The following is a 16,936-nucleotide window of genomic DNA, read 5'->3' as shown; positions in this document are numbered from 1 at the left end:
CGTGCCGGCACGTGGGGCGCCCCTCTGTCCTTTTGCCTGAGAGTTTGGAGGCGTGGAGCCCCTTGCACCTTCGGCGCCGGATCGAACCGGTCTCTCCAGAGTGATGACCGCGCGGTGGTATGGGGGCCTGAGCGATTACGGGCGTTGCGCCTTCGGCAGCGGGTCTTTCCGCTTCTCCCACCGAGCTTTACCCGGCGGATTATACAGGGGCAAGAGCGAGGATGTCGGGCAAGTACGGGCCAAGCAGGGACATGCCCTGGCCGGTTGTAGGGGTTTACGTGGGTTGTCGTCAGGGCGAAGCCTTCATTCGCAAGTGAAACGGCTGATTTCGGTATAGGGGTGGCGGCATCGTCCGAGATCATGCGGCGAACTGCGCCAAAACGGAGGGAACTTCTGTCAGCGCCTGTCATGTGTGGTGAGAACTATCTCACTTGCGTAGCGGCAGCTGGGACTAGCGTCGAAACCGGACAACACAAGGAGGTCCACCCCATGAGAATCCCCACTCTGGCGTTCCGTACCCTGTCTCTCGCCATTGGCCTCGGCCTGGTTCCATCGGCCTTTTCCCTGACAGTCCCGCCCATGCTCAAGGCTTCGTCCTTCGGGATGAGCGCAGTGACCCTGATCACTTTCGGCGGCCCGTCCACCCCCGGCGTAACTGCCAGGTTGAGCGGGGGCGCCAGCCCGCTCGCCGCGGGAGAATTGCTTTCGGCAGATATCGATCGCTTGGCGTCGGGAGTTCCAGGTAGCGTCCTGGGAATCGTTTCGACCGACGTCCTGCCGCTTGATGATGCCGAGGCCGTCGTCCTGTCCCGGCTATACGAGCGAGGTGTGCCCTTCCTCCTTCGTATGGATAGCCAGGAGCCTGACGACATCAAGCGCGTATCGTCCATCTTCGGCATCACGCCCACGGCAGGCGATGTCATCCTGCGACGCGACCGCGACGGGTTCACACAGGTTTTCTCCGGCGGCGCCAGCGCGGCCACGACAGCCGACCTGCTGTCGGCGGTGGTAAAGCCGATTCCGGCCACCACGAGCCTGGCAGGGAATCGCCTCACCAGCCGGAGCGCCGTAGCCACCCAGGTGTCCGTCCAGCAGAACGACGACAGCAAGCCTTCCTACCCGTCCCGCCGCTTCGGCTTGAACTTCGTGGACGGTGACGGTGAAATCTCCGGCTCGTCTGTCATAGACGTCGTGCGGATACGGACGAACAGTGCCGATGCCAAGGCCGTGATGGTCACGTCGTCCAACGTGACAGTCAAGACCAACAAGAATGGCACCGTCGACGGTACGAAAACACAGAAGAATCTCTGGGGCGCCTACCTGCCGCATCAGTACCGGCTGAGCCACACCCTGAAGGCCGAGAACGGCGTCACGCCGAGTTACCGCAATCACTACCCCTTAAGCGACGACCGCATCGAGTACACCACGACCGAGACCAGGACGGGAGGGTTCACCATCGGCGGGTCCACCGGATCGGAACTGAGCGCTACCGGAAAAGCTGACGACGCGCTGGCGGCAAAAATGCCGCTCAATCTTTCCGCCAGCTATGACTACAACTGGTCGGAGAGCCTGAGCACGACCTTCAAGGATTACTCGATCAACTCGCGTGCAGTCGGGGTGGACTCGGTGGAATGGCAGGCCTTGATCGCGCCCAGGCTAAGGGGGGTGTTGGTCAATCGCGCGGGCGCCGGATTGCCCCAACTCACCGAGGACAAGATGACCTCGACGATGCGCAGCATCACGTTCAACACCCAGTCGGAATGGATCCTGCCGGGTGACTACGAAGACGGGTTGACGGTGTCCGTGTCGGGCGGCTACGACCTCCAGCGATCGGAGTGGTGGTGGGAGCGTACAAACCTCAGGACGCGAAGCGTGCAGGACAAGCGTGACGTGCCGGCATCCTATGTGATCGACATGTCCGATCCGTATCTCACGGCGGATATCACGGTGTTGCTCCGCTCGGCGACTGGCATGGGCGAGTGCCTGCGTGATGACATCAACGTGGTGCTGGTTCCGTGCGACAAGATGGATCGTCGGCAGATGTGGGGCCTCGATCCCTCCAGCCGTTACGTGAACCGCGCGTCCGGTCGTTGCCTGACCGCCGATTCGCAAACACGCGCCGTCGTCACGCAATCCTGCCGGATTTCATTCGAACAGCAGTGGCAATGGCGTGCGGATCGCCTGCATTCATTCATCGACCAGGCGCAATATCGACTCTACGTGGAAGGCGGTCAGGTGCGCTATCACGCCGCCGAAGGACGGTTCCAGGATTATCCCGTCAATCCGCATGGCACTCCGCTCGAACCGTGGACCAACTACCCGAGTTCCCCCCGCGTGGGTATCGACCATCAGCCCGCTCCCTTCGGAGCGACGCCGCGGCCGATCACGCCGGAATGGGCATCGCAGTTCCGTCCGGTGAGCACCGATCAGCGCTGGCACATTGAGGTACTTCGCCAGGGCTTGTAGTTTCGGCAGGGGGCGACGGTTTCCACCGTCGCCCCTTGTCGCGGGTGGTCCGGGAACGACGGTGGCGATCGTTTCAATTGGGACGAGTGTGGGACTAGAATCGGCGAGAAATCAAGGGAGCACTACCGTGGCCGCTAAGCGAACCTACTGGTTTGGCCCGAAACGCGTGGGCTGGGGAATTGGGCCGCGCAGCTGGCAGGGGTGGGCGACTATCGTAATTTACTGCGGCCTTATGATCTCGCTGATAAGGATGTTCGATAGGGTCGCCCATCCGATGCTCGATGCCGCGATAAAAATCATTCTTACCGCCGCCTTTCTGGCCCTCCTGTTCTGGAAGGCCGATCGATCGAAGCAAGAATAACGCCGGTCGAGGGTGCACTCAGGCGAGTTCCTGCAGACCTCCTGTTGTCGGGATCAGCGTGGCATGTCGTTCTTGCCTTGTTCCATCCGGCCCAGCACGAATGATTCCAGCGATACGCGCGGTGGCAAAAGCAGTCCCGCGGCATGGACGAACCCCTGGGCCGCTTGCAGGAACGCCTGTTTTGCCCGCGCGGAGTCCATCCGGGCCGTCGCCTGCCGTTGCCGAAGTTGCACTATGTGGGCCGAAGGCTGGCCAGGGCGTGAGAACTTTGCATAACGCCGGAGCTCATCGGCGGCTGTCGTGGTATCGCGTGCAGCACGATCCATGGCGGCCCGGGACGCCACCGCCTTCGCAAGGAAAGCGGAAGCTTCGGCAGGCAGCCCGGCGGACGAGTGAATCGGATTGCTGGTCATAAGAGTTCAAACCCAATGGCTCATGGCTGTCACGTTAGCGACGGGTCCGCTGCAGAGGCCGACGGATCCGGCTTCCGCGAGACTAACAGTCCTCCGAGCACGCGAAGCGAAGGTTTCTCGATGAAGTGGTAGCTGAGCAACCCGATGCCAAATCCAATGGCGGCCATGATTAGGGTAAGCAGCGTGGACTTGACGACGCCAACCCATCCGAAATGCACGAATAATGCGGCCACACCGTAAAAGACAACAGCGTGCCACAGGTAGAGCGAATACGATGCGTCGCCCAGGTATTGCAAAGCCCTCGGCATGATCCAAGAGCCCCGCACTTCGAGCGCGATCACTCCATAGACGATGAGCGCGCCCGGAAAGCCCCAACAGACCAGGCGTGCCAGATACGACATGGCAGCACCCCCTGCGTAGGGGTCCAGGTGATGGTTGCCGGCGGCGAAGCAGACCACGCCGATGCAAAGCGCTGTGACAGGAAGGCGATGCTCGCCACGGTCGATGAGAAAACCGACACCCACCCCCAGAAGGAATTCGAGAAGGATGGGAGCAAACGTGTAATCCAGTGGGGCAGGCACGCCGGAGATCGTCGAAACCAGGATCACGCCCGCGATAACCGCGAACCAGATGTGCAGGCCGGTGAATATCCGTGACGGAAAGATAAGGATGCTGATCGCCGTCATGGCATAGAAGTAGACCTCGAAGGCCAGTGTCCAGGCAGCGGGAACCCGAAAGTTGGGGATGCTGTCGATCAGGATAAGGAGGTCGAACTGTGGTTGCCTCGGCATCGACACAGGAAGCGGGGCCCATACCATGATGATTGCTGCCGCGGCGAATACGGTCCAGTAGAGGGGGTAGATGCGGATGACCCGCTTCATGGCGAACTCACAGGCTGCCCGGCCTCGCCCCACGATCTCTACTTGCGCGGCCGAGCGCTTCGCCGCGTGGTAAATGATGAAACCGGATATCACGAAGAAGATATCTACTCCGGATCGACCGTAAGCCGTCACGAAGGGTCTCGCCCAATGCGCCCGCATGGGCACGATGTCCCAGAACAGGTGGCTACAGAAGACCATCAGCGCCGCGATGGCACGCAGCCCCTGGACGTTTCGGTAGCGTATGCTCACGGGCTTCATAAGCCCGTGAGTGCCTGTCTGGCGACTTTTGGTTGGGTGCCATCAAGCGCCGATCCATGCGCCCGAACCCCGGAAGCAACGAAGCCCCGCATTGCTGCGAGGCTTCGTTTATAATTGGTGCCCAAGAGATGAATCTCAAGTAAATTCCACGCTATCCCGCGAGTGCCCGCAATGGGTACTTATGCCTCGCCAATCAATGGCTTGAGGCCATCCTTCGGAGATAGCCAATCCCACCGAAACCCACTGTGTCCACGCTGCTATTACGTCATAAATTACGTCAGCATGCCGCCCATGGCATCGATACGACGGCGCGGAAAGACCTGGTTCGCCGAGGTCTACAAGAACGGCGATAGGGACGCGAAGTCCCACCGGACGAAAGCAGAGGCGGCCGCCTGGGCTCTCCAGCGCGAGGCAGAACTCACCGGCAAGAAGCTGCCGGAAAAATCCTTGAAGGAGGCGCTGGAGCGGTATGCCCGCGAGGTCGCGACGACCCGCCCTGGCGAGCGATGGGAAACCCTACGGTGCGCCTCTCTGGCGCGCATGGCGATCGCGAAACGTCGTATCGGGGAGCTCGACGCCTCCCACCTCGCCGAGTGGCGCGACGAGCGCCTCCGATCGGTGTCCGCTGCGACCGTGCGCAGGGAGATTGCCTTCCTCCGCTCGGTCTTCGACGTGGCCAGGCGTGAGTGGCGCTGGATGCGGATCAACCCGCTCGACGACGTACGGCGTCCGCCGGCGCCGCCGAGCCGGAAGCGCCGCGTGCCCGCCGCCGAGGTCGATCGGGTGACTATGGCGCTGGGTTATGACGGCGGCATCCCCGAGAATGCGAGCCAGCGCGTCGCGCTGTCTTTCCTCTTCGCCCTGGAAACCGCCATGCGGTCGGGCGAGATCGTCGGCCTGACATGGTCCAACGTCTCCGCGAAGTCCGTGCGTCTACCGAAGACGAAGAACGGCGATGATCGTGAGGTTCCGCTATCGCGGCGTGCGCGCGAAATCCTCGGATTGCTGCCCAGGGATGGGGAGACAGTATTCGGCCTCAACCATGCCCTCCGAGACGCCCTGTTCCGCAAGGCCCGCGATCGCGCGGAGGTGGAAAACCTGCACTTCCACGACAGCCGTGCCGAGGCGATATGGAGGCTGTCGAAGAAGCTGGACGTCATGGAACTGGCCAGAATGATCGGCCACCGGGATCTACGGTCCCTGATGATCTACTACCAGACTACCGCCGACGAACTCGCGGACCAGCTCGATTAGCGTCGCGCCACTCGAGTATCTCGCGGGCGATCCATGAGGCCGGGCGAATCGATAGCCGGGCGGGGAATCCCGGCTTGCACGCAATGCGCTCCAGCACCTGCCGGCCGCTGCACCCCAGTAGAACGCCGACTTCATCGGCATTGATAGCCCGTTCCTCGAACGGGATGTTTTCAGCTGCGCCCATGCGGCACCTCCTTCAGTGTTTCCATGCACGTCCGACGGTCGGGCGGCGCACCGTGTTTCTTCCGGCATCGCCGGCATGTTTCGTAGGTCCCGATGCCGTAGAGCAGCGACACGTAGGCATCCATGCCGCACGAGGCCAGGGCCACGTCGCCGGCGCCGATGCGGCGGAAATAGTGGCCCTTGCCGAAGTTGCCCAGCACGATCGCCCATCCGGTCCGGAACGAACGCAGCTGGCCGCCAGATATGGCCATCAGCGCACCGCCACGCGTCGAAATTCCACGCACCAGACCCATGGGTTGTCGGCCCAGCGCGTGCCGGGCTTGGCGAGGCTGTCCCAGATGGCCGTGAAGCCGGGGATCGTGCTCAACTCGACAAAGTGGCTAAGCGATCCCTCTGCGCGCGCCTGCTCCTCGCTGATGTCCTGCAGTCGCTCCACGCGCACGCCGGTCACCTCGAGCCAGATGCGGGCGCGGTCCTTCGGCATGTGGATGGAGGGCGTCCAACGTTCGCCGTCGGACATGATCAGCGACGCCGTGCGCGACTCCATGTCCGCCCGATAGAGGACCTGTCCGGCGACATCGCATGCTGCCTGCCAGGTGCGCGGAAGGTCGTTCGGCGTAAGGCCGACATCTGAAGGGTGGGGCATGCGGAAAGATGTCTCGCGCACGTACAGCCGGTCGCCGGGCTTGCCACAGGGGCAGCGGATAACCTTGCCGAGACGACCGAGACGCATGTCGTCAGGGGTTGTGCGGGCGGCGATGCCGTCGACCACGAAGTCGGGTTGCGGATTCACCACCCGCCGCGTCACGGTCTTGCGGCCTTCGAGGATGGCGCGAACCATCGGCGCCGAGAAGAGAATCGGAAGTTCGCGGATCATGCTGGCTTGACTCCCACGTTTACGCGCTGCAATCCCATTTCCTGGCGCTCATCTAGGCACCACACTCGCCGCGTGATTTGCCAGTAGCGCTCGCCTGCCAGTCGAATTTCGTCGCCGACGGCTGGAACGCCCCCGACGCGACACTTCGAGATGACCTGGTCGGTTTCTTCGCTGATGAAGTGGATGTAGAAATTCACGCCCCCACCTCCCCGTTACCCGCATCGCGGGTGTGTGGCGGCGTGGAAGCGGCGGCTGGCAGGCCCAGGTAGCAGGCGTCGCAGAATCCGACAGAACACCGATTCTTCCCCGCCGCGCAATGTCGCCGGCCGTGCTTTTTGCAGACCCTAGATTGAGTGCCTGCGCATCCGCAGCAGTAAAACGGCACGTAGGTACGTGCCACCGGTTCCGGCTTCCCGAAGAGGTCACCCACGGGGCACCTCCGGCGCGGCATCGTGCATGCGCTCCCACACGAGGCGAGCGCCGTATCCCTGGATAACGGTATCGCACGCCTTGAACATTTCCGGTGTCGGCTCGCGCGGCACGAGCTTCCACCCCTCCGGCACCACCGCCCCGGCGCTAGGTGAGACGAGGGCGTCAGAAAGGCGTTCGCGCAGGCATGAATCGAAGCTTTGGCGCACGTCTTCGTCGTCGAGGTCTTCTCCGCCGTGATCCGACATCACTCCATCCACCACGTTCATGACCGCCTTAATTGTCACATCGGCAGGCGCGGCGACAGCCGGCGGTGGGGTGGTCAAGTTCAGACGCTCGCATATCCAGTCGAACACCTCGGTACGCATACCAGGGGCAGCGCACACGCCGGCTTCCCAGTCTTCGCGAGCAATGCGAAACGTACCGCAGCAAAGGAATCCCTTCCCGTGGTGCCAGTGGCCGGCAAGCGGCGACTCGTCCGCCCCATCCCCCACCGCCTGCTCACTTGTGGGGGCTGCGTATCTCGTGTCCTTCAGCGCCTTGGCGTAACCGGCTTCCTCGGCGCGCTGCAGCGCGAGCTTGTGTTCGTTCGCCATGCGGTACATCTGACGGTGGATATACGCATCCTCGTCAAAGTAGTGGGCTTCCTTTGCTTCCATGGCTCGATACGTGGTGACGTCAATGGTGCAGGTCGGGTTCTGCGATTCATGCGTACCGAAATGCAGCGCGGCGTTGGCGCGGTCGGTGAACGTCTCGTCGCAGTGGAAGCATCGCCATGCAGCCGGGTCACCCGCCTGCTCGGGTTGCGGCTGGGTGGCGGGCGAAGTTCGCGATATCCACACACGCTGGCCCACGAAGAAGCCCATGTCGGCCTGAACCTCAACGTGGAAGCCCGCGGCACCGTTGGAGCGAGTGTTCACGATGGCCCCCTCGATCACTGCACGAGAGCCTTGGGCTTCGAACACCGCCCGATACTTGCTGGAGTCGTCGTTCATGCCTTCGGGCTCCTCTTTATGAAGTGGGTGATAGGCGCAGGCGTCGCCGGCGGCAGGGGCGGAACAGGACGAAGCGCCGCTTCGGGAATCGGATTCTTGGCTCGGTACTCGCGCAGGTCGTTGGCGATCGCGCGCAAGCCTTCGCGGAAGTGGGGTGGGAAGGGGAGGACGAGCTTCATGCCGCCTGGTCCATGTCCGGAAGGGTGTCGAACAAGGAAGGCATTGACAGTTCCGCCTCGGCCGCCTGCAGGTGCTTCACGCCGTCGAAGAAGTAGGGCATGCTCAGTTCGCTAGCGCGGCCGCGGCGGCGTTGGCGAATCGCACGCAGCGGCACCGTGAACAGCCCGCCGAACGGGTCGAACACCAGGTCGCCCTCGTTGCTGAAGCGGCGGATCAGACGGTCCACGATGTCGAACTGAAGCGGGCAGATGTGGTTTTCCAGACCGCGGCGAGTCTGCTCCCCGTTGAGGGTGAGCATGCGGTTGACGTCGTGCCAGACGTCCGGATGATGGCTTCCAGGCGCGAGGGACATGAAGCTGGAGGGCAAGGCGCCGCGCGACTCCAGGGCCTCCCCAATGCGCACATGCGATTCGTAGTCGTACAGCGAGGCCAGGCTGTAGGCGGTGAACAGCTTCGCGAGCTTGTCCGGGCCAAGGCTGGCCAGCTCGTCGACGGTGGGCAGGCGCTGGCCGCTGGAACGCCAGAAGGCATGCGCGTCGATCTGCCAACGGGCGCGGGTGTAGGCGACTTTCTCCTTCCGCACAGGTGTGTCCGCGTAACCCTTCGAGCGGTCCGTCTGTGGCTTGTGCAGGAGCAGGATGTACTCCGGCGAGCCCGCCCCCATCTTCGTGCCGTCCTTGCACTGCTCGGTCCAACTTAGGCGGTAGGTCTGATTGTTTTCGCGCACCACGTCGGTCACGACGGTGATGAGGCCGAGGTAGTCGAACCCGTGACCCGGCAGGCCCAGCGCGCGCATGCCGGAATAGTGGGCGATGGCCTCGGCGTGGAACGGGCTGACGGTTGGGACGCCGGCGCCGGTGACGTTGCCGAACTCGATGCGGTCCTTCACGTGGATCGCGGCAATCCGCCCAGGCTTCAGGATCCGAAACAGCTCCTTGGTGAGGAAGTCCATCTGCGCCCAGAAGTGCTCGTTGTTATCGGTGTGTCCGAAGTCGTTGTAGTTGGGGCTGTACTCGTAGTGGTTCGCGAACGGGATCGACGTCACGATCAGGTCGACCGAGTTTTCGTCCATGGTCCGCGTTTCCGCTACGCAGTCGTTGTTCGCTACCAGCCAGTCCCGGCCGCTGACCTCGATGCGCTCCACACCGATGGAACGCGATAGCACGTCGGCCATCGCCGCGTGGCTTAGGCCGTATTCCCGAATGATCTCGCTCATCTTCCCCACCATCTCGTTATGCCGCGTCCACTTCGCCTGCAGCGTCGCCAGCACCTCGCGCTCGCTCTCGGCGTACACGATCCACACCTCGACCGGGTGCGCCTGCTGGAACCGCTGGATGCGGTGAATGGACTGAATGAAGTCGTTGAACTTGAAGCCGATGCCGGCGTAGATCGCCTTGTGGCAATGCCGCTGGAAGTTGCAGCCGCTGCCCATGAGCACGGGCTTGCCGGACAGGCGCGCGATCCTTCCCTCGCTGAAGGCGATGACAGCTTCCTCGCGCTCGTCTAGATCCTGCTCGCCGTACACGCTGACCACGCCAGGCACGGCCGCGGCGATCGCGTGACGCTCGGCTTCGAGGTCGTGCCAGATGAGGAAGTGGTCGCCCGGATTGTCCTCGAGGATCCGTGCGGTGGCGGACACGCGGGCGGGAAGCGTGTCCCGCTTCTCCCGCGCTGCGTCGCGTAGCCCGAGCGCCGCATCCCGGAACAGGTTGCCCTGGCCATCCCGATCCGCCTCGGCGCTGCCGTGGTCGACCGGCACCTCGACGTAATGGACCGTAAGGGGCGGGAGGTCGTAGCCCTCGTCGCTATACCCGAGGTCCGACGGCCGTTGCAGGAACAGCGCCCACGAGGCGACCCAGAGCCAGAACTCGCGCTCCTTGTGCGGGTAGAGGGTCAGGTTGTTGGCCTGCGTACTATCCCGCTTGAACCAGCGGGTAAGGGCCTGGCCGGTGTCCATGACGCCGAGGAACCCGGCGTAGTGGATCAGCTCCTTGTAGCGGTTCGGCGATGGCGTGGCCGTGGCGACGAACCGGAAGCGGACGTGCTCGAACAGCGTCAGGAAAGTCTGGTACGTCTTCGAGCCGAAGCTGCGCAGCACGGACGCCTCGTCCAGGCTGACGGCCGCGAACACGTTCGGGTCCAGCTTGCCGTCGCGCACGCTCTCGTAGTTCGTCAGGTGGATGCCGCTGAACTCCGGGTCCACCTCTGCGCTGGTACGGATGAACCGCGTCTCCATGCCCAGCATCGCGGCGTCACGACGGAATTCCTGACGCACGCCCAGCGGAACCACGATCAGGCCCGGGCCGCCGGCATGCGCCATGGCCAGCCGGATCACCTCCAACTGCTGCACGCTCTTGCCGAGGCCGAAGGCTTCGAACAGGGCGCGACGACCGCCGGCGCATGCCCAGCACACGGCATCGCGCTGGTGCGGCAGCAGGATCGGGTTGATGTCCGCGTCGGCGACTTCAAAGCCCGCGGACGGTGCCATGCGGACCTTGCGTTCGAGGAACTGGCGGTAGGCGTCGGTCATGCGGCCATCGCCAGTTCTTCGTGGACGGAATCGAGGTTCGCCTCGGCGATCGCGCGCAGCGGCGGCGGGCTCACGCTGTTGCCGCACATCCCTATGGCCTGGTGGACTTTCAGGCGATGGCCGTCGGCCGTCCTGTCAATGATGTAACCCTTCGGGAAGCCCTGGGCGGAGAACAGCTCCGGCGCGTCGAGCATTCGGTAGAGGATGTCGATGCGGTACTCGGTCACCACCGGAACAGCGACGGCAAAATCCCCACCCTTGGCCGTGGTCACCGTGGGCAGCGAATCCGACGCAACGCGGCCGCGGTCCGACCCGTTCGAATTGCACGTCGATACGATCACCGGTTCCGCAACACTGAACCGGGACTTGGTCGTCGCCGCCGGCATCGGCATCGACACGGGCGTTCCGGTTGTACCGCTACCGCTCCCGTAATACGGCGCGATGATCGGCTGGAAGAGCTGGGGACGCGCGCAACCAGGATGATCCTTGTTGGTCGCCCCGCCAGTGGTGAAGGTGCCGGCGGACTCGTCGACCGGCTTCGCCGCGGCGGAGCCCTGCGTGCCCAAGAGAAGAGGCATGAGGGCCGGCCGGAACAGATGCGGCGCCGCGCCGTTCCCGCCCTTCGTGAAGGTTGGGCCGGGGTCCTTGGCTCCGTGTGCGACACCACCGCCTCCGACCGCCATCACCATGGCGTCGAGGTCAGGCACCCTGGAGAGAATGTCGCGTGCCTCAGCGTCGTTGAGCAGGAGTCGCGGCTCGCGGCCATCCAGCAGTGCCTGCATGGCATCGAGATATGGCTGCGGCCACTGGCCCCGCTTTGCTCCGTCCAGTACGCGCAAGATGGTCTTGCGCACGAGGGGTCGCTTGCGGCCGAAGATTGTCCGACCGAGGTTGTTCCAGTTGATGTGCGGGACCATGCCCACGTAGGGATTCGCACGACCAGGTCCATGCGTGGGCACTGGCCACCGGATCGGTGCGCCGTCAAACCGGGCGACCATGAACAGGCGCTCGCGCGTGGTGCCTGCGCCGTAGTCGCGCGCTCTGACGACGCGCCATTCCACTTCACCGCCTAGCCCACGTAACGCCTCTACGAAATGGTTCCACGTGCTACCGGTAGCGCAGACCGGCTTCATTTTCGAAGCCTGAGCCATCGCCGTGTGTCGGCGGTGCCGACGTCGAGGGACGCGATGACCCATGTCCTTGCTCGGCACCAGGAACTGGTTCCGTCGAGGCACCTGCTCGCCCTTTTCTGCCACCCGGTGCACCATTACAGGCTTGCCGCGACGCATGACGATCTCGCCAGTGTGGGCGTCCACCTTCGGGACCATATCAAGCGTTACAACTCGACCCGTAGCCCTGTCGCGCTTTGCGACCAGCGGACCCCATTTCAGGATCTGCTTGACGTTTTCCAGACTGACGATGCGCGGTGCGCGGACGACGCGCGCTAGCTTTCCGACGACCTTCAGAATCACCCACGAAAGCGAGCGGACGGCCTTACTGCGCGGCTGGCCGCCCTTGGCCTGGCTGAAATCGGTGCAGTCTGGAGATGCGTGAAACCATCCCACGGACCGCCCGGCGACCTCACCGAGAACGTCGACAGTCCACACGTCGGCAGGAAGATGCCGCGTAAACGGGTGGTTCGCTGCATGCATGCCGATGGCGAACGGGTCGTGGTTGACCGCGACGTCCGGATCGCGGCCCAGTGCCTGGCGGAGCGCCTCGCTGGCGCCGCCGCCACCGGCGAAGAAATCCACCACGATCTCGCCCGGCAGGAGGCGCGACGCGATCTGGCGCTTCGGAAAATTGAACCCGGATTGCGAACTACCATCAGCCATGTGCGCGAAGCTCCTGTTGAGCGTTGGAGGGAAGGTCGGGATAGGTGCCGAATGGAGCCCGCATCACGGCGTGACGCGCATGCGGGCAGATGGCGTAGCGATGGGCGTAGCGGCCGCGGACACCGTTGTCCCAGTACTCACGGCACCTGGTGGCCTGGTTGTCGTACCAGCCGGTGAAGAGGTCGGGTGTGGGCGGCATGAGGGACTTACGCCGCCTGGCTACCAGCGCGATCGAGCGCTGCAAACAGCGCATCGCGCTCGGCTTTCCACGCCGCCGACCGCGCCGCCGACTCCGCCGACCGCGCCGCCGACTCCGCTGACTCCGCCGCCGACTCCGCCGCCGACCGCGCCGCCGACCACGCCGCCGACCGCGCCGCCGACTCCGCCGACCGCGCCGCCGACCACGCCGCCGACCGCGCCGCCGACTCCGCCGCCTCCGCCGCCGACTCCGCTGACTCCGCTGACTCCGCCGCCGACCACGCCGCCTCCGCCGCCGACTCCGCTGACTCCGCCGCCGACTCCGCCGCCGACAATTCGCACACGTTCCCGCCTGCGGCCGCTTCATGGGCGCGCCGGCCGACGGCAAGAGCCGCAACAACCTGCTCGATCGCCTCGTGCACGCCATGACCGTGCTTCGCCTCCAGCGCGGGCTTGAGGCCTTCCACCATACGGTCGATGCGCGCCATGGCGATCCAGTGCTGCACCGGCTCGAGGTCCGCGCCGACGGGAATGCGCTTCGCCAGGTCGACGTGGAACGTCGCACGGTCTTCGTGCGGCAGACCCTCGAACATCGAGTCCTGCAGGCAGATGAGCCACACCGGCAAGCCGCGGGCCTCGGCGACCACCTCATGCCAGTTCGTGTCCGTGGTCGGATCGATGTCGTGAGCGAAGCAGCCGACCGAGCAGCCGCGGAAGTGGGCTCCACGGCCTTCGCCATACGTGCCGGCGGCCAGCATGTCCGCCTCGGCGTGGTGCTCGGCCTGGGTGACGTGGACGGCCTTGAGCGCGGCATCGCCACGGAAGGAGAGAACGGTGGTGCTGTCGATATCGGTCATGGGTCGAGATTCCTTTGCCGGCGAGGCCGGCGCTGTTGAAGGGGGTCAGGCCGCTTTCTTCAGTTCGTTGGCGGCGTTCTGGATCACGCCGTAGAGGCCGCGATAGATGGCGATCAGGTCGCTTTCGGCGTAGAGCTTCGCCGCGCGCTCGGTGCCCACCGGATGGAAGCCAAGGGATGCCAGGCCGTCAGCGGTGATCGACAGCGGCCCGATGCGGGCGTTGATGTCGCCGAGCTTGATGGTCTTGGCTGGACCAGCACTGGGCAGGGGCGACTCAACGGTGCGCGCGGCAGAGCGGTAGACCACGGCGGGGACCGGCACGGGCGACTCGACCGGAAGTTCCGAATGCGCGACAGGCTCGGGATCGCGCGCAGCCAGCCGCTCGGCTTCAGCATCGGCCTCGGCCTGGGCAGCCACAGCGGCGGCCGCTTCCTGCTCAAGCCGGAGCTTGTCGGCCTCTTCCTGGCGGATGCGCTGCCGCTCGGCTTCGAGGCGAGCTTCCTCCGCCCGCTTGTGGGCATCGATGCGCGCGGTGATCGCCAGCTTGAAGTCGTCCAGAGGCTTCACGGACAGCTGCTGCAGGTCGGCGAGCAGAGCGCGGTACTCCGAAGCATTGGCCTCCACCCATGCCAGCTTGGTGCGCAGTTCGTTCGCCTGACGATCGACGGCGATCTTTCCATTCGCCAGCGCCGTGTCGAGCTTGTCGTCGATGCTGCTGAGCGTCTTTAGGCCCTTGATGGCGCCGGCGAAGTCGGGCATCGCCACGTCGAGCCGGAGGCCGGTCAGGGTGGACTGCAGGTCGGTCACGTGAGCCGTGTAGGCCTTGCGAGCCGCCTCGATGCGCTCCTGGCGGCGGCGGGTCTTCTCGCTCTCCAGCAGCTTTTCGGCCATGAGGCGGTTGTCGCGGACCAGCTTGGCGAGCATGTCCTTCTGGCGCTTCGCCTGGTCGATACTCTCGACCTGGGCGAGCATCATCGCCTCGGCAGCGTTGAGCGTGTCCTCGGCCTTCTTCATCGCCTTGATCTGCTGATCGAGGTCAACGAAGTCCTGATCGGTCTGCGGTTCCCGGATCAGCTTGTTGGCGAGGAAGTCGCGCAGGGCCACCTCGAACGCGTTGAAGTTCTCCCTGACGGATATCTGACCGATGACCTGCACGGCGACGGCGGGCAGTGCCTGCACGGATTCAGCCACCAGCATCGGCTTCTGCTCGGGCAGTGTGTAGTCGGTCAGGTCGCGGTCAAACTGAGCCCAGCCGTCGACGATGCGCTCGAACCACGCGGGATCAGGCCGCACCTCGGTCGAGACGAAGTTATCCGGCGTGCCGTCCGACACGGTGAAGATCACACGATCAGCGCCGGTAATCATCATGATCTGCTGGCACTGCGGCATGTGATCGTCGGGCACGGTGCCGGCGGCGACGGCGGCGGCCAGTTCGGCGTTCCACTGCTTGTGCTCGAAGGCGGTGTCGCCCGCTATGGTGAGGCCGTCGCACGAAGCCGACAGGTGGCCGCCGACGTCTTCGTCGGAGCAGGTCACGGGGTAAAGTTCATCGCCGATAAGTTCTTCGACGAGCGGCCGCCCCATGGCTTCCACCGCGTGTCCGTAGTCGAGGATGTTCTCTTGCACCCAGTCGCTGAATTCCTTGGGCGTGCCGGTGTGCTTCATGCGCAGCAGTTCCGAGCGGGTGGTCCGCTTCGAAAGGCCGAGCATGGCGGCGGCTTCGCTCGCGCCGTGGTGATTCAGGCGGAACGCCGCCCACTCGTCGGTGCCTTGGATCAAGTTATGGATTTTCATTGTTCGGACCCCGTGTCATCAGCGGGCTTGTTCGCGCCGCGTATGAGCTTCTTCTGTTCTTCGGTGAGACTGCCCTTGGTTTCAGCCATGGCAATGAGGTCGTCGGCGGTTCGACGGCCATCAGCGATGGCCTTGAGCCATACGGGCAGGTTTCGCTCGAAGTCCTCCGCCGGATAGGCGGCCGGTTCGGCGCGCACGGTGACCGCGCGCTGTCCATCGCCTTGCTGGATGTCCATGATTTCTTCGGCGATGGGAATGCCTCGCAGGACGTCGGGGAACACGTCGCGGAGCGCGAACGCGCGGGCACGCATCTGCCGCATGCGCTTCGGGTATTGCGTCCACGTGCCGGACTTGCCGAGAAGCCCGGCGGTCTTCGCGTCCTCGACGCTAAACGTGCGGACCTCCTCATCCTCGCCACGGCGCTTCACGCGGCACACGGCCGTGCTGCCGTCCTCCGATTCTCGAACGTACTCGCACAGCGGAGAGCTGCGAACGAGGGCGATGACGGCGTCACCCCACAGCGCGGGACGGCCATTGATGATCGCGATGTTCTGGATTGCCTGGAGCGGTTTCAGACCAAGCTCCGCGCCCCACTGGATCGCGATCAGGCAGTTGGCCGGCTTGCCTTTGAAGTCTTTGGGTACGAGGTCACTGTCGGCGAGGTAGTCGCAGAACTGGATCGCCTGGTCGAAGGTCTGCGGGCTGAGGTCGAGCTGTTGCCGGGGCTGCGTTGCGACCGCGACCTGCTGTGTAGCGGAGGCGTTCATCTGGATTCCTTGGCCGGCGGCGCCGGCGTGCTGTGAGAGAGGTGGAGCGGGCAGGGGCGTTTCCTGCTGTCGGCAGGCGCGCTATGTCGCCTGTTGTTCCTGGCTGGCCGGGTTACTAGCCCGGTGCCTGACACTCGGGGATCAGTCCGATGCGGTGCCTTCCGCGTTCCGCTCCGTAAAAGCTTTAGCCTTCGAACTGCACAACCTTGCGGAAGGGGTGCTTCTCGGTCGCAGGCTTGATGTGCTGGCCGAAGTGCTTCCCGATGGACTCGGCGTCGCGGAACGCGGCGAAGTCGTCGGTGGTGAAGTTGTCGTAGTGGTAGAGGCTCGTGGCCTCGCCCCGGTAGTTCTTGAAGCGGATGGCCAGGGTGTTCGTTTCGGCGTCGTGGCCGATGCTGTGAATCTGAGAGGACTCCACGGGCGTCAGCGGGATATCGGTGCTCTTCGTCATGTCAAATTCCTTGCCGACGTGAGTCGGCGTGCTGTGAGGTGGACAAGGAAGAGCCCGGCCCGAAGCGTCTTATCGGGAGCCTGTCGGGGCTGTTGGGCCGACACCCATGTATCCAGGCTCTTCCTTGTGCCCCGTGCTACTCGACGGGGCGGCGAGGTGAAGGCCTACGTGGTTGGAAAACTCCGCATTGCCGCTTCCGACTTCGCT

General features: G+C 64.3%; 17 protein-coding genes and 1 riboswitch. Of the genes, 3 read left to right on the top strand and 14 right to left on the bottom strand.

Annotated elements, in window-relative coordinates; all coding sequences use genetic code 11:
• Positions 1-14: 14 nt before the first annotated feature.
• Positions 15-109: riboswitch (glycine riboswitch) on the bottom strand.
• 380 nt (positions 110-489) lie between these two features.
• Positions 490-2,466: an RICIN domain-containing protein gene (locus VGM71_RS03590; RefSeq protein WP_331542445.1), complete on the top strand. Its 1,977-nt coding sequence runs from the start codon at positions 490-492 to the stop codon at positions 2,464-2,466.
• A gap of 127 nt (positions 2,467-2,593) precedes the next feature.
• The gene (locus tag VGM71_RS03585) at positions 2,594-2,827 is read left to right on the top strand and encodes a hypothetical protein (RefSeq protein WP_331542444.1); all 234 of its coding nucleotides are present in this window, start codon (positions 2,594-2,596) and stop codon (positions 2,825-2,827) included.
• Between the two features lie 53 nt (positions 2,828-2,880).
• On the opposite strand, the gene VGM71_RS03580 is transcribed toward VGM71_RS03585, so the two are convergent.
• Together VGM71_RS03580 and VGM71_RS03575 are read right to left on the bottom strand one after the other, a co-directional pair.
• Positions 2,881-3,240 (bottom strand): hypothetical protein, encoded by a 360-nt coding sequence (locus VGM71_RS03580; protein ID WP_331542443.1) that lies wholly within the window; start codon positions 3,238-3,240, stop codon positions 2,881-2,883.
• A 29-nt stretch (positions 3,241-3,269) separates the two neighbouring features.
• Positions 3,270-4,370, bottom strand: coding sequence for an acyltransferase (locus VGM71_RS03575; protein ID WP_331542442.1), 1,101 nt, complete (start codon positions 4,368-4,370; stop codon positions 3,270-3,272).
• A gap of 300 nt (positions 4,371-4,670) precedes the next feature.
• On the opposite strand from VGM71_RS03575, the gene VGM71_RS03570 reads away from it, so the two are divergent.
• Positions 4,671-5,633, top strand: coding sequence for a site-specific integrase (locus tag VGM71_RS03570; protein WP_331542441.1), 963 nt, complete (start codon positions 4,671-4,673; stop codon positions 5,631-5,633).
• A gap of 170 nt (positions 5,634-5,803) precedes the next feature.
• On the opposite strand, the gene VGM71_RS03565 is transcribed toward VGM71_RS03570, so the two are convergent.
• From VGM71_RS03565 to VGM71_RS03510, 12 genes are all read right to left on the bottom strand, one after another.
• Positions 5,804-6,067 (bottom strand): hypothetical protein, encoded by a 264-nt coding sequence (locus VGM71_RS03565; protein ID WP_331542440.1) that lies wholly within the window; start codon positions 6,065-6,067, stop codon positions 5,804-5,806.
• The gene (locus VGM71_RS03560; protein WP_331542439.1) at positions 6,067-6,693 is read right to left on the bottom strand and encodes a hypothetical protein; all 627 of its coding nucleotides are present in this window, start codon (positions 6,691-6,693) and stop codon (positions 6,067-6,069) included. The genes VGM71_RS03565 and VGM71_RS03560 overlap by 1 nt, the downstream gene beginning before the upstream one ends.
• The gene (locus tag VGM71_RS03555; protein WP_331542438.1) at positions 6,690-6,890 is read right to left on the bottom strand and encodes a hypothetical protein; all 201 of its coding nucleotides are present in this window, start codon (positions 6,888-6,890) and stop codon (positions 6,690-6,692) included. The genes VGM71_RS03560 and VGM71_RS03555 overlap by 4 nt, the downstream gene beginning before the upstream one ends.
• A 225-nt stretch (positions 6,891-7,115) precedes the next feature.
• Positions 7,116-8,117 carry a hypothetical protein gene (locus VGM71_RS03550; protein ID WP_331542437.1) on the bottom strand — a complete coding sequence of 334 codons (1,002 nt, stop codon included), beginning with the start codon at positions 8,115-8,117 and terminating at the stop codon, positions 7,116-7,118.
• Complete coding sequence (locus VGM71_RS03545) at positions 8,114-8,296, bottom strand: hypothetical protein (protein WP_331542436.1); 183 nt, start codon at positions 8,294-8,296, stop codon at positions 8,114-8,116. The genes VGM71_RS03550 and VGM71_RS03545 overlap by 4 nt, the downstream gene beginning before the upstream one ends.
• On the bottom strand, positions 8,293-10,827 hold the full coding sequence (locus VGM71_RS03540) for a DNA methyltransferase (RefSeq protein ID WP_331542435.1): 2,535 nt from the start codon (positions 10,825-10,827) through the stop codon (positions 8,293-8,295). Before VGM71_RS03540 ends, VGM71_RS03545 begins: the two co-directional genes overlap by 4 nt.
• Positions 10,824-12,662, bottom strand: a complete 1,839-nt coding sequence (locus tag VGM71_RS03535) for a DNA cytosine methyltransferase (RefSeq protein WP_331542434.1) — start codon at positions 12,660-12,662, stop codon at positions 10,824-10,826. The genes VGM71_RS03540 and VGM71_RS03535 overlap by 4 nt, the downstream gene beginning before the upstream one ends.
• Positions 12,655-12,861 (bottom strand): hypothetical protein, encoded by a 207-nt coding sequence (locus VGM71_RS03530; protein WP_331542433.1) that lies wholly within the window; start codon positions 12,859-12,861, stop codon positions 12,655-12,657. The genes VGM71_RS03535 and VGM71_RS03530 overlap by 8 nt, the downstream gene beginning before the upstream one ends.
• A 7-nt stretch (positions 12,862-12,868) precedes the next feature.
• Positions 12,869-13,717, bottom strand: coding sequence for a hypothetical protein (locus tag VGM71_RS03525; protein WP_331542432.1), 849 nt, complete (start codon positions 13,715-13,717; stop codon positions 12,869-12,871).
• A gap of 45 nt (positions 13,718-13,762) precedes the next feature.
• A complete protein-coding gene (locus VGM71_RS03520) occupies positions 13,763-15,511 on the bottom strand; it encodes a YqaJ viral recombinase family protein (RefSeq protein WP_331542431.1) in 1,749 nt (582 codons plus the stop codon).
• Complete coding sequence (locus tag VGM71_RS03515) at positions 15,508-16,278, bottom strand: hypothetical protein (RefSeq protein WP_331542430.1); 771 nt, start codon at positions 16,276-16,278, stop codon at positions 15,508-15,510. Before VGM71_RS03515 ends, VGM71_RS03520 begins: the two co-directional genes overlap by 4 nt.
• 184 nt (positions 16,279-16,462) lie before the next feature.
• Positions 16,463-16,729, bottom strand: coding sequence for a KTSC domain-containing protein (locus VGM71_RS03510; protein ID WP_331542429.1), 267 nt, complete (start codon positions 16,727-16,729; stop codon positions 16,463-16,465).
• Positions 16,730-16,936 lie beyond the last annotated feature (207 nt).

The sequence above is a fragment of the Luteibacter sp. genome (assembly GCF_036499525.1).
In the GTDB taxonomy this organism is placed as follows: Bacteria; Pseudomonadota; Gammaproteobacteria; order Xanthomonadales; family Rhodanobacteraceae; genus Luteibacter.
The sequence above is the reverse complement of the archived record's forward strand: the minus strand, read 5'-3'. Positions and strand labels throughout refer to the sequence as shown.